We start from the raw sequence: 13,048 nt of genomic DNA on the forward strand, positions 1-13,048 counted from the left end.
CACTTCCGCGCGGCAGTCACATGATCGCCGCGCCGCTCCCGCCCGTTCTCACACGACCCAAGATTCCGGGTAACCGAAATGAACTTCACACCGCTTCTGTTGACGGTTGCGCTGACGGCTGCGCCGGGGGACAACCCGGCCGGTACGTTCGACTTCAAGAAACACTCGATCGATTTCCAGGTTGCGCGGAGCAAGGCCGCAAGTGCAGCTAAAACTCTGGACGGCGAACAACCGCCGTTCAGCGCTCTGCTCCCGCTGCTCGAACGCGAACAGAAGGCACTGGCAGACGCGCCCAATTCGGCTGACGCTACCGCGATTCGGCGACACCTTGCCACGTACTTCGGCCTGTACCCGACCGAGCCCAAAGCACGCGAACTGCTGGCCAGCGTGCTGGCCGACATGACACCAACCGAAGCCGCGTCCGCTCGCTTGCAGGCGGTGCAGGCGATCGACCGGGCTGTGGGTAACCCCGTGACTCCGCGTGCCGACGTGCCGAAGCTGCTGACCGAAGCCGAAGCACTGTTGACCCGGGCCGAAAAAGACATGGCCGGGGCTAACGAGGAACAGGCCAAGAAGTTCGCACGCAGAGTGGAATCCGTGCGGCACGTCATCAAGAACCTCGTGCCCGGGAAGACGGCCCCGGCCATTGAGTGCCGCGACCTCGCCGGGAAGCCGGTGAAGCTGAGCGACTACACCGGGAAGGTCGTCGTCCTGGACGTGTGGACCACCGGGTGCATTCCGTGCCGGAAGATGATCCCGCACCAGCGGGAGATGGTCGCCCGACTCAAGGACCTGCCGTTCGCACTGGTCAGCGTCAGCTTCGACGCGGAACCGAAGGTCGTGACTGACTTCCTGAAGGACACGCCGATGCCGTGGGAGCACTGGTTCAACGGCCCGGACGGTGGCATGACCGAGGCGTACAAGATCAGCCACTTCCCGACGATCTATGTGATCGACGGCAAGGGAGTGATTCGGTTCAAGGAGGTTCGCGATAGTCGATTGGACGAAGCCGTAAATGCGCTGTTGATCGAAGCCGGTGTGCCGGCCGCCAAGTTGAAGGCCCACACCGACGCCGCCCCCGCACCGACCGGGCGCGAGGACCGGCTGAAGGCGCTGCGCGCGGAGTACGCCAAGCAGAACTCGAGCGCAATGCAGTTGCCCCGTACCGGCACACCGGAACAGCAAATGAAGGCTTACGAAGCGGCCCTGCCAAAGATGCGCGACTTCGCCCCCCGTGCGCTGGCTATCGCAAACGAGGGGCCGGCCGATGAGATCGCGCTGGAGGCGCTGGCGTTCATCGCCATGACGGGCCAGGATTCGCCCGAAGGGGCCGACGCATTCCGGCAAATGGCCGAGCGGTTCGCGACCGCGCCGGGGGTCGGCAAGTTACTGGACCGGCCGACGATTCAGCGCCCCGCCGTCCACCCGTTCGCCGAGCGAGTGATTGCCGTTCACCCGGACCGGGTGACTCGTGCGAAGGCCGCGGTCGTGCTCGCCAACAACGCGATCCGCCTGACCGAGCGGGGCGACACCCCCGCAGCCTCGGCCGCAGCGAGTGCCGAAGCGGAAGCGATCCTGCGGCGAATCATCGAAGACTTCGCCGGGGCCAACCTCGGCGGCCGACTCGGGACCGCCGATGCGTGGGCAAAGTCGATGCTTCCCGAGGTGGTCGATTTGGCCGTCGGCAAGCCGTTCCCGGACGTCACCGGAGAGGGAATGGACGGCAAGTCGGTGAAGGTGTCCGACTACCGGGGTAAGGTCGTGGTCTTCGACGTTTGGGCGACATGGTGCGGCCCGTGCAAAGCGATGATCCCGCACGAACGTGAACTGGTCGCTCGATTGAAAGACAAGCCGTTCGTCCTACTGAGTGTGAGCGGGGACAACGAGAAGAAGGTGCTAACCGAGTTCCTGAAGACCGCGGACATGCCGTGGGCGCACTGGTGGGGCGGCGGCGACGAGCGGAAGTTGCTCAAGGCGCTCCACATCCAGCACTACCCGACGATCTTCGTACTGGACCACAAGGGGACGATCCGGTACCGGGGCGTCCGCGGGAAACAAATGGACGCCGCGGTCGATGCGTTGTTGAAGGAAATAGAAGCCGGTGCCAAACCGGGCAGCTAACGACTTGTGTTCGGCACCCGTTGGTGTGAGCCGACCGGTGTTAATGAAAGTGTTCTGACCAAAGCGGAACACGACGGGATCGGGTAGTGGTGGTTGAGACGCTTAATTGAAAGGCGTAACCACCACTACCCAATCCCGTCGCACTTCACCCGAGTGTTTAGGTGGCCAAGGTGGGACTCGAACCCACACGCCTTGCGGCGCTCGATTTTGAATCGAGTGCGTCTGCCATTCCGCCACTTGGCCGCGACTCACTCAAAATAGGTGGCGCGCTGGTGAGCAGCAAGCCTCCTCCTCACTCGAAAGTGAGCCGCACCGCACTATTCTTCCGATCACGCGGTCAATTCCAGCACCACGAGCATCGGCCAATCAACATACTTGGACGCACGCGGATAGCGAGCGGCGAATTCCGTACTGGGAGCGAACTCTTCCACATTCGAGATCGAAAAGCCGGCCCGGACCGCAGCCATTACAAACGCCGCAACCGAGTGCGGAACGCTCCCCGGCACCACCAGTTCGCCCGAACTCGGATCGGTGAATCGTGCCTGCGTTCCGCGGAGGAACATGGCAGGGTGCATCGCTGAAATGACCGCCCGACCACCCGGTTTCAGTACGCGCCGCGCTTCTGCAAAGAAGTGATTCAAATCGCGTAAGTGCTCCAACACCAACCCGCTCACAACCAGATCGAATTCGGCCGTGAACGGGAGTGACGTGCGCAAATCATGGGCGATGAAGGTGATCGCGTCCGCACCCGGTTTGCGCCGCGCTTCAGCCAGCATACCTTCGGAAAAATCCACTGCGGTAACGACCGCTCCGCGTTCCGCGAGCCACAGCGAGTGGCGCCCGGTACCGCACCCGAGATCGAGCACGCGCAGGCCATTCACCTCGCCCACTGTGGCCCGTACAACGGGTTCTTCAAGCCCCTGGAGCGGATTCCCATCGTGATCGTAGACTTCTGCCCAGCGATCGTATCCCGTTTGAACGGATGAAACTGCGTCCGTCATCGTGCGCCTCCGAACCCCTCGCTACCCTCCGACAAGCACCTCACCATTTCCACCAGCAAGGAGGTCGCCCCGGAAGCAGCGCACTGTTCCGACACCGAACGCAGACGGGAAGTTCACCCCCGTCTCTCGAAGCTGGCGGAGATATAGCGGTAGAAAAGACGGTTTGTAATCACACGAGAAGCGGAACGACGGCGGCAAGAGCGGTTCGCGCGTCGTGAGAATGGTTCCGCGTTTCATACCGGCGCCGCAGCGCTCGCCGACGTCGCCGAGCAGCACGAGCGTCCCCGCGATCATGGACGCACCCGCGAACTCACCACACGCACCCTCCACGATGATCGATCCGCGGCGCATGAGTAACCCGAGTTCGTCACCGACCGAACCGCGAACGTAGATCGTTCCACCCGTCATCCCGCGGCGCGACCCGCGGTACGCGGCCCCCACCTGATCGCCCGCGGACCCGCGAACCTCGATCGTTCCGCCGCGCATCTCGGCACCGAGCCAGCCCGCAGCGCTGAAATCGAGAATCAGTGACCCACCGCTCATCCGCGCGCCCGCGTGTAACCCGACCCGTCCTTCTGCAAAAACTCTCCCGCGCGTCATCCCGGCGCCGATGTACTTCACGTTCCGCGTATCACCCGAGAAATGCAAATCCGCCATTCGGTACGGGTCGGGAATTACCTCGAAGAACTCGCCGAGCGGCTCCGAACGATTTCCGTACTGGATCGGCAATTTCGCCACTTCCAGAACCGATAATCCCGCAACCTTATCTGGGGTGATGCCCTCAACTTCGAGGGGAATGGCGGAAGACGCGCGAAGCGTGAGTCTGAACATGAAGAGGTCCGCACAACCTGATGAGACAAACAAAATTCGCCACGGATGAACGCAGATACGCGCGGATCAGCATTCGGACCTGACTGCGTTCTCAATTCCAATCCTGTTTATCCCGTTAATCCTGTCAAAGTTTTTTCTCTGCTCTCTGCTTGAATTCGCGTTCTCGGTGCTCACCCGTGGCCGATTCGCGATCCGTTACGGGAAGTTGGGGATCGAGAATACCTTGGTGCGATCGATGAACTCGAACGCCTTGAGTGCGGTCAACTTAAATGAGCCATCCGACTGTTTACCGAACGTCGCCCGCATGTAAACCGGAACCGTTTTCCCTTCGGCCTCGGCCTTGGCGATGAATCCGAGTTCGATCGTGTTATCGTCGATTACTTTCACGTCGTCACGAGAAAAGCCCGATACGGTCACCGCTACCTGGAACTGCCGGAGCATTCCCCAAAATGCGGACTTCTTGAGTTCGTCCCGCGTTGCGACTTTCGTCTGGTTCGTATCCGTCTGCACGCTCACTTTGTCAGCGACCTGCTTGACGAATGTGTCCGGGTTCTTCGCGTTCGCGGCCGCACCCATTTCCGTGAGCCGGCGCACCGCCTCCTCGCGCGGGCTGTCGTACAGCCTGTCAATCAGGAGCACGAGTAGCAGGAGAAGCGCCGCGATCCCAAACGGTATCGCGGATTTGCGGTCCTGCCGCTTGGCCGCGATTGCGCCCGTCACAGCGAGTGCGACAGCGAGGATGAGGTACAAAACGGGCGGGGGGTCACTGAGAATTGAGGGCATGGTCTCACCGACAAAGGTCACAAGGGCGCGAGTCGTAAAGTCGGAGACCGAGAGGGTCGCGTGGCGACTTTACGACTCGCCCCGCGCCTTACGACCGGCGCAGCTCCCACCCATAGACGGCGGCCGAGCCGAGCTGTTCCTCGATTCGCAGGAGCTGGTTGTATTTCGCGATGCGGTCGGTGCGGCTCGCCGAACCGGTCTTGATCTGCCCACAGTTCGTGGCAACCGCGAGGTCCGCGATGGTCACGTCCTCGGTTTCGCCGCTGCGGTGACTCATGATCGCGGTGAACTTGTTGCGCTTCGCCGTTTCGACCGCGTCGAGCGTTTCCGTCAGCGTGCCGATCTGGTTGACCTTCACCAGAATGCTGTTCCCGCACCCTTCCGCGATCCCGCGGTTCAGGCGCTCCGTGTTCGTGACGAACAGATCGTCGCCGACGAGCTGCACCTTCGCGCCGAGCTTCGTGGTCAGCTTCTTCCAGCCGGCCCAATCGTCTTCCGAAAGGCCGTCCTCGATCGAGATGATCGGGTACTTCGCGCACAGCCCGGCCCACAGGTCGATCATCTCGTCGGACGAAATGACCTTCTTCGGGTCGCTCTTGAAGAAGCAGTACCCTTCCTTCTTGTGCTGGTGCTTCGCTTCCTCGAACAGCTCGGTGCAGGCCGCGTCGAGCGCGAAGGCGATCTGGTCGCCAACCTTGTAGCCGGCCTTCTCGATCGCGGTCGAAATCGTCGCGAGCGCGTCGTCGGCGGACGGGATGTTCGGTGCGAACCCGCCCTCGTCACCGACCGCGGTGTTCAGCCCCTTGTCGTGGAGCACCTTTTTCAGGCTGTGGAACACCTCCGCGCCCATCCGCAGGCCCTCGCGGAAGCTCTTCGCCCCGACGGGCACGATCATGAACTCCTGGAAGTCCACGGTGCTGTCGGCGTGCTTCCCGCCGTTGAGGATGTTCATCAGCGGAACGGGCAGCACGCACGCGCTCGTGCCCCCGACGTAGCGGTACAGCGGTTGTTCGAGGGCGTTCGCGGCGGCGTGGGCCGCGGCCATCGACACGCCGAGGATCGCGTTCGCGCCGAGCTTGGCCTTGTTCGGGGTGCCGTCGAGTTCGAGCATCTTCCGGTCGATCGCGGACTGGTCGTAGACCTTCATCCCGGTGATTGCGGGTGCGATCGTGTCGATCACGTTGCGCACTGCGGAGAGCGTGCCCTTCCCGAGATAGCGCTTCTTGTCGCCGTCGCGCAGTTCGACCGCCTCGTGAGCGCCGGTGCTGGCCCCGCTCGGGACCGCCGCGCGCCCGAACGTGCCGCACGTCAGGTGAACTTCGACCTCGACGGTCGGGTTCCCGCGGCTGTCCAGGATCTCGCGGGCTTTGAGAGCGCGAATAGTGCTCATTTGGGAGCTGTGTTTGATAGAGGAATTCGTTCGGCGACCGTAGAGCCGCGGTCCGAGCGAGTGCGCGGCGTCGCGGAGATGGGATACGACGGGAGCAGCTTTGGTCAAGTGAGATGAGGTGCGGGAGGACGGGTCGGTCGGCTCCGGCGGGAGCAAGTACGTTGGGCAGGGGCCACAGGCGTCGTGCCCGTGATCCGTGCCTTGGTGAGAATCATAAGCGCCGGAGCCGACCGTTTGGCGGCGGGAACGTCCGGGACCGAGGTCGTCGGGGGCCGAGCACCCGATCCACCGGACACGGTTTCCGCGGGCGGATTCACGGCAACAGGGGGCTACCGGATCGCGACCCGCCAAAAGCCATTCCCGCCAACCTGATCGCACACCGCCGGGCTGGGGACCGGGTGATGTGCGAGTCCTCGCTTCGGTTGTCGGCACCAGTTTGTGGGCCGACAACCTCAACACACCATTCATCGGCGCGCAGGAAACTGGTCTTGACACGCTTCTGAAGAATCCGCGCCGCGATCACCCGGCACGCGCGATACCGTTCGCGGCGAACTTGCGCAGTAGCGCGAGGTTGACTGCGTCCATCTCGTCACCGTCATCGTTTTTCTTGGGCGTTTCGAGGATCATGGGGCGATCGAGGAACCGCGGGTCGGTCACGAGCCGGCGGAACGCTTCGGGGCCGATCTCCCCCAACCCGATACCCGCGTGCCGGTCCACGCGACTGCCCAGTGCCTTCGCGCTATCGTTGACGTGAAACAACTTCAGTCGATCAAGGCCGACGAGGTCGTCGAACTGCTGAAACGTGCTCCGGTAATCCGAATCTGAGCCGAGCGGGTACCCGGCCGCGAAGATGTGGCACGTATCGAGGCACACGCCCATACGGTCGGCGCACTTCGCGCGATCGAGGATCGTGGCGATGTGCTCGAACCGGTGCCCGAGCGACGTTCCTTGTCCCGCAGTCGTTTCGATCAACACGCGCACGTTGAAACCGGCGCAGCGCGCGTGAACCTCCTCGAACCCTTCGATCACACGAGCCAGCCCTGCGTCTTCACCACTGCCGGTGTGTGCCCCCGGGTGCGTGACGAGGTAGTCCAGCCCGAGCGCTTCGGCACGTTCCAGCTCATCCACGAACGCTTCGACCGATTTCGCGTAGACCGAAGTATCCGGCGACGCGAGGTTGATGAGGTACGAGTCGTGCGCAGTCAGGTGCTTGAGGCGTGACGCACTAGCCGCCCGGCGAAACTGAGTGATGGCTTCCGGAGAAAGCAGTTCTGCGGTCCATTTGCTGGCATTTTTGGTGAAGATCTGGACGGTATCGCACCCGAGCGCGGATGCTGCGGAGATCGCGTTGTGCAGCCCGCGACTGATCGAAAGGTGAGCGCCGAAAAGTGGCACCGGTCCGTCCTCCTTGAGAGTAAAGGGGAGATATTGTGTCGGACCGGGCACCGAATTGCAGTGTCCGTTGCGGAAAGAAAATTTGTGAGGCCCAAGACACGTGTTGCGCGTGAGTAGTGTTGGTTTCAGGGAGAGTCAAGTCACACGGGGATTCGCCATAAGTACAAGGCCGGCGTGGCCCCGCCGGTTCGGTCTCCTCACGTTCATTCCGTGCTGCCGGCACGAGTGTTGCTTTCAAACTCGCGACTCTCCGCACGGCAGTACGCACCCCCGCGACAATGCTCGTCAAAAGCGGTCTGCCGGTCCGGTGCGATGTTGGACTGGATCGCGCCACGCGGTATCTTCGGAACGGGGCGAAGCGGAGCGGTCGAACGTGGAGCTACCATGTCGAAACGGGCGCTTTGGGGCGGATCGTGTCTGGGGGCGCTACTCATCGCATTCACCGCTGGCTGTCGCCAGAAGCCGGCTCAACAAGCTGGTCCCACACAACCGGTGGTGCCGGTTAGCCATCCCGTTCAGCGCGAAGTCACAGAATTCGTTGAGTACACCGGACGAACCGACGCGGTCCAGGCGGTCGGTATCCGCGCCCGCGTCACCGGGTACCTGGTTCGCTCCCCGTTTAAGGAAGGCGATATCGTTCGGGGGCCGTCCACGATCTTCGGGGCGCGGCTCCGGGAAGGTGATCTCCTCTTCGAGATCGATCCGCGCCCGTACAAGGCTCAACTGGAGCAGGCCCAGAGCCAAGTGAAACTGGGCGAAGCGCAGCTCAAACTCGCCGAAGCGAACTACGCGCGGGCGAAGGACACGTTCGATAAGGGGGCCGGGAGCAAGCAGGATCTCGATACGGCAAAAGCAACGGTCGATGAGGCGAACGCGCGGATCGAAGCGGCCAAATCCTCGGTCAAACTGTACGACCTGAACTTGAGTTTCACGCAGGTTCGCGCGCCGATCAGCGGACAGGTGAGCCGGTATTATTACACGCTCGGCAACCTGATTAACCAGGATTCCACGCTGCTGACGACGGTCGTTTCGGTCGACCCGATGTACGCCTATTTTGATCTGGACGAGCGCACGCTCCTGCGGGTCCGAACGGCCATCAACCAGGGCAAGATTCAGGTTCCCGCGCAAAGAACCGAACTCCCGGTCGCGATGGGATTGGAGGGGGAAACCGGGTTCCCGCACCAGGGGACGATCGACTTCGTCAACAACGTCGTTAACCCGTCCACGGGGACGATCGCGGTTCGCGGGATCTTCCCGAACCCGAAACCGGAGAAGGGGAGCCGACTGCTCTCCCCGGGCATGTTCGTGCGCATCCGGGTGCCCATCGGTCAACCGCGCCCGGCGCTCCTCGTTGTGGACCGGGCGCTTGGTTCGGACCAGGGGCAGAAGTACGCCTACGTGGTGAATGAGGAACGCAAAATCGAGTACCGCCGCGTCAAGGCTGGCGCGTTACAGGATGACGGGTTGCGGGTGATCGAAGAGGGGCTGAAGCCGACGGACTGGGTCGTGGTCGGCGCGCTCCAACAGTTGAAGCCCAAAATGGAAATCGATCCCGAACAGACCGCGATGCCAGTTCCCGGCGCGCCGGCGCAAGATCCCAGCGCGCCCGCTCCCCCCAAACAGTGAGGACCGACCGTGTTCTCACGCTTCTTTATCGACCGACCGATTTTCGCATCGGTCCTGTCGATCGTCATCACGCTGGCGGGGGTGCTGGCGCTCCTTAACCTGCCGGTCGCGCAGTACCCGGAGATCAGCCCGCCGTCGATTTCGGTTTCGATCAGCTACCCTGGGGCGAGTGCCCAAGTCGTCGCCGACACCGTCGCCGCGCCGATCGAGCAGCAGGTGAACGGCGTCGAGGGCATGCTCTACATGTCCTCGCAGTCCGGCAACGACGGCTCGTACTCGCTGAGCGTCACGTTCGAGATCGGAACGGACCTGAACACCGCACTGGTGATGGTCCAGAACCGGGTGATGCTCGCGATGCCGCAACTCCCCTCTGAGGTCCAGCTCCAGGGCATCACGATCCGCAAGAAGACGCCGGACATCTTGCAGGTCATCAGCTTTTACTCGCCCGACGACCGGTACGACATCATCTACATGAGCAACTTCGCCACGGTGAACGTGCGCGACGAGTTACTGCGCATTGATGGGGTATCGGACATTAACGTGTTCGGGCAGCGCGACTACAGCATGCGCGCGTGGTTGAACCCGCAAAAGTTGGCCGCCCGTGGACTGACCGCGACCGATGTGGCGGCGTCGATTCGGGCACAAAACAAAGAGGCCGCTCCCGGACAGATCGGACTTCCGCCCAGCGTGGGCGGGCGAGCGTTCCAGCTCACGCTCGACACGCGCGGCCGATTGGTCGCGGAGGACGAGTTCGGCGACATCATCATCAAAGCCGGACGAGCCAGCCGGCCACAGGCCCTGATCGCGAGCACGAGTACCGGGAGCGGCGCGCGATCAGCCGGTACGCTCGGCGGCAGCTTCACTGGAGGTGCGGCGACCAACACCGGAACGCTGGGCGATGCCCCGAACCTGAGCGCCATATTCCCCACAACGACGAGTGCAACAAGTTCCACCGGCTCCTCGTCGATGCCGGCGACGTTCAGTTTCCCGAGTTACGTCACGAATGCGTCCCCGGGCAGTTCCGCCACCGGCTCAGCGACTCTCGCCATCGGTCCCGCCACGACCGGCCCGGCACTCAGCATGTCGTCTTCGGCCGGAGCTTCGGGGGCAACCAGTTCGACCGATCCGACCGGAACGACCTCGGACGTGACGGACAACGGGAGCGGAATGCCCGCGAATTCACCGTTGGGCACGGCTGTGTCCGGGATGAGTTCTTCTGCCAGCGCGACGCGAACCGCGCCCGTGACCGGCGGAACCGCCGGGACCAGCGCGCTCAACGGCGGATCTCTGGACGGTGGAACGACGCCCTCTGCCGCCATCGTGCGTTTGCGCGACGTGGCGCGGCTCGAACTCGGGTCGCAGTCCTACACGAACGGCGCGACGTTCGATGGCAAGCCGTCAGTCGGGTTGGCGATCCACCTGCTCCCCGGCGCGAACGCATTGGACGTGGCCGAGCGTGTCCGCATGAAAATGGACGAATTGAAGGGACGGTTCCCGGACGGGATCGAGTACCAGATCGCCTACGATACGACGCCGTTCATCCGCGAGTCGATCCAGGACGTGGTGCAAACGCTGTTCGAGGCGATCGCGCTCGTCGCCCTCGTCGTGCTGCTGTTCTTGCAGAACTGGCGCGCCGCGGTGATCCCGCTCGTTGCAGTACCGGTCGCGATCATGGGCACTTTTGCCGTGATGCTCGCGCTCGGGTTCACGGTCAACAACATCTCCCTGTTCGGTTTGGTGCTGGCGATCGGGATCGTGGTCGATGACGCGATCGTGGTGGTCGAGAACGTCGAGCGCTGGCTCGAACAAGGTCTTGAGCCGCGTGAAGCCGCGTACAAGGCGATGGAAGAGGTGACGGGGCCGGTCGTCGCGATCGCGCTAGTGTTGTGCGCCGTGTTCGTGCCGTGTGCATTCGTGGGCGGTATTACGGGCCAGTTCTACCGCCAGTTTGCAGTCACGATCACCGCCTCCACGGTGTTCTCTGCACTCAATTCGCTCACCCTCAGCCCGGCACTTGCAGCGATCCTTATGCGGAAGCGAGAAGGGAGCCGCGACTACCTGACGCGGGGGTTGGATTTCACTCTCGGCTGGTTCTTCCGACTGTTCAACAACGGCTTCGAGTTCGGCACGCGGATGTACACAGCAACGGTGGGTTGGTTACTCCGGCTCAGTCTGATCGTGCTCGTTTTGTATGGCGGGTTGCTCGTCGCGACGTACTGGGTTTTCCAGAAGGCGCCCACCGGCTTCGTCCCCGACCAGGACCAGGGCCGGCTCATCGTCAGCATCCAGTTGCCCGACTCGGCCTCGCTGGAACGCACGCAAGAGATCATGGCGCGCGTGGACCAGCTCGCGCTGAACACGCCCGGCGTGCAGCACACCGCGTCTGCGGCGGGCATGTCGCTGCTCATGTCGGCGAACAGCTCGAACTTCGGCACCGTGTTCCTCATCCTCGATCCGTTTGAGAAGCGCCAGCGCCCGGACCTCACGGCCGACGCAATCATGGCGAAGCTGCGCAAGGACTTCGCCCGCGAGATCCGTGATGCGGACGTCAAAATCTTCGGCGCGGCCCCGGTGCCCGGGTTGAGTGTGGCGAGCGGCTTCAAAGTGATGGTGCAGGATCGCGGTGGGATCGGGCTTGCTGAACTCCAGAAGCAAACGGACGCGGTCGTCGGCAAGCTCCAACCGAACCCCGCGACCGTGGGGGTACTCACGCAGTTCCGCTCGAAGACGCCGCAACTGTACCTCGACGTCGACCGGACCAAAGCGCAAGCGCTCGGCGTGCCGCTCAACGACGTGAACCAGGCGATGCAGATCTACCTCGGGTCGCTCTACGCGAGCAGCTTCAACGAGTTCGGCCGCCACTGGCAGGTGACACTCCAGGCCGAGGGGCGCTACCGCACGCGGATCGAAGACGTGAACCTGCTTCAGGTGCGTAACAAGTGGGGCGAAATGGTGCCACTGGGCACGCTCGTGCAACTCCGCGAGATCAACGGCCCAGTGTCGGTGACGAGGTACAACCTCTACACCTCGGCCGCGGTGAGCGGGAACGTGCCCCCCGCGGTCAGTTCCGGGGAAGCGATCAACGCGGTCAACGCGGCCGCCGAGCAGACGCTCCCGCGCTCGATGAGCATCGAGTGGACCGAGCTGATGTACCTCCAGTTGCGTGCCGGGAACACCGCGATCTACGTGTTCGCGCTCGCGGTCGTGTTCGTGTTCCTGGCACTGGCAGCCCTGTACGAAAGCTGGGCACTTCCGCTCGCCGTCATTCTGGTCGTCCCGTTGTGTCTGCTGTGCTCGATCGGTGGCGTGCTCCTCGCGCACAAGGCCGTAGACGTGTTCGTGCAAATTGGATTGGTAGTGTTGGTGGGGTTGGCGTGTAAGAACGCCATTCTCATCGTCGAGTTCGCCGAGGTGCTGCACCGCGAGGGGAAACCGCGGCGCGAGGCCGCTCTCGAAGCGTCGCGGTTGCGCATCCGGCCCATCCTGATGACCTCGCTCGCGTTCATCCTGGGCGTGCTGCCACTCGTGGTCGCATCGGGCGCTGGTGCAGAAATGCGCCGGAGCCTGGGCATCGCGGTGTTCAGTGGCATGCTCGGCGTTACGCTCTTTGGGGTATTCCTCACGCCCGTGTTTTTCGACCTCATTCAGCGCGGCGTGGATTCCAAGGTCTTTTCCGAAACTCTGAGCCGCGGGGCGGGCGCGGGGCTGCTCGGCGCGCTACTGGGGTACACGGTGGCTCACGTGCTCGTGGGGCTACAGCTTGGCAAATCCCTGTGGGCGGAAATTGTCGGCGGAGTTTCCGGCGCGGTGCTGGCGAACGTGATTCCTCCCGCGTGGCGGTGGATCAAGGGGCACGTGAAGTGGGAGCGGTAATCCTCGGCTCAGTTAACGACGGAGGACT

At 63.1% G+C, this 13,048-nt stretch carries 8 protein-coding genes and 1 tRNA gene; 3 read left to right on the forward strand and 6 right to left on the reverse strand.

The features are described 5' to 3' along the window. Positions 1 to 78: 78 nt before the first annotated feature. The gene (locus tag VT84_RS21185; protein WP_082840911.1) at positions 79 to 2,121 is read left to right on the forward strand and encodes a TlpA family protein disulfide reductase; all 2,043 of its coding nucleotides are present in this window, start codon (positions 79 to 81) and stop codon (positions 2,119 to 2,121) included. Positions 2,122 to 2,283: 162 nt separating this feature from the next. Here VT84_RS21185 and VT84_RS21190 read toward each other — a convergent pair. The 6 genes from VT84_RS21190 to VT84_RS21215 all read right to left on the reverse strand — a co-directional run bounded on the left by VT84_RS21190 (position 2,284) and on the right by VT84_RS21215 (position 7,521). After that, positions 2,284 to 2,364 (reverse strand) — tRNA-Leu (locus VT84_RS21190). An 86-nt stretch (positions 2,365 to 2,450) separates the two neighbouring features. Next, positions 2,451 to 3,122: a class I SAM-dependent methyltransferase gene (locus VT84_RS21195; protein WP_082840912.1), complete on the reverse strand. Its 672-nt coding sequence runs from the start codon at positions 3,120 to 3,122 to the stop codon at positions 2,451 to 2,453. Positions 3,123 to 3,143: 21 nt separating this feature from the next. Continuing rightward, a complete protein-coding gene (locus tag VT84_RS21200) occupies positions 3,144 to 3,953 on the reverse strand; it encodes a formylmethanofuran dehydrogenase subunit C (RefSeq protein WP_082840913.1) in 810 nt (269 codons plus the stop codon). A 195-nt stretch (positions 3,954 to 4,148) separates the two neighbouring features. Then, the gene (locus VT84_RS21205) at positions 4,149 to 4,736 is read right to left on the reverse strand and encodes a hypothetical protein (protein WP_052560889.1); all 588 of its coding nucleotides are present in this window, start codon (positions 4,734 to 4,736) and stop codon (positions 4,149 to 4,151) included. A gap of 88 nt (positions 4,737 to 4,824) precedes the next feature. After that, the gene (gene eno / locus VT84_RS21210; protein WP_052560890.1) at positions 4,825 to 6,126 is read right to left on the reverse strand and encodes a phosphopyruvate hydratase; all 1,302 of its coding nucleotides are present in this window, start codon (positions 6,124 to 6,126) and stop codon (positions 4,825 to 4,827) included. Positions 6,127 to 6,645: 519 nt separating this feature from the next. Beyond that, on the reverse strand, positions 6,646 to 7,521 hold the full coding sequence (locus tag VT84_RS21215) for a deoxyribonuclease IV (RefSeq protein WP_082840914.1): 876 nt from the start codon (positions 7,519 to 7,521) through the stop codon (positions 6,646 to 6,648). Between the two features lie 384 nt (positions 7,522 to 7,905). Here VT84_RS21215 and VT84_RS21220 point away from each other — a divergent pair, with 384 nt between their 5' ends. Together VT84_RS21220 and VT84_RS21225 are read left to right on the forward strand one after the other, a co-directional pair. After that, positions 7,906 to 9,147, forward strand: a complete 1,242-nt coding sequence (locus tag VT84_RS21220) for an efflux RND transporter periplasmic adaptor subunit (protein ID WP_082840915.1) — start codon at positions 7,906 to 7,908, stop codon at positions 9,145 to 9,147. 9 nt (positions 9,148 to 9,156) lie between these two features. Further along, positions 9,157 to 13,020 carry an efflux RND transporter permease subunit gene (locus VT84_RS21225; RefSeq protein WP_082840916.1) on the forward strand — a complete coding sequence of 1,288 codons (3,864 nt, stop codon included), beginning with the start codon at positions 9,157 to 9,159 and terminating at the stop codon, positions 13,018 to 13,020. The last annotated feature ends 28 nt before the right edge of the window (positions 13,021 to 13,048 follow it).

It is taken from the genome of Gemmata sp. SH-PL17 (assembly GCF_001610855.1).
Lineage (GTDB): Bacteria > Planctomycetota > Planctomycetia > Gemmatales > Gemmataceae > Gemmata > Gemmata massiliana.

What these genes read in the sequence shown, in the direction of transcription:
- eno (WP_052560890.1), bottom strand. Translation starts at nt 6,126, where the DNA reads ATGAGCACTATTCGCGCTCTCAAAGCCCGCGAGATCCTGGACAGCCGC.
- VT84_RS21220 (WP_082840915.1), top strand. Translation starts at nt 7,906, where the DNA reads ATGTCGAAACGGGCGCTTTGGGGCGGATCGTGTCTGGGGGCGCTACTC.
- VT84_RS21195 (WP_082840912.1), bottom strand. Translation starts at nt 3,122, where the DNA reads ATGACGGACGCAGTTTCATCCGTTCAAACGGGATACGATCGCTGGGCA.
- VT84_RS21205 (WP_052560889.1), bottom strand. Translation starts at nt 4,736, where the DNA reads ATGCCCTCAATTCTCAGTGACCCCCCGCCCGTTTTGTACCTCATCCTC.
- VT84_RS21200 (WP_082840913.1), bottom strand. Translation starts at nt 3,953, where the DNA reads ATGTTCAGACTCACGCTTCGCGCGTCTTCCGCCATTCCCCTCGAAGTT.
- VT84_RS21185 (WP_082840911.1), top strand. Translation starts at nt 79, where the DNA reads ATGAACTTCACACCGCTTCTGTTGACGGTTGCGCTGACGGCTGCGCCG.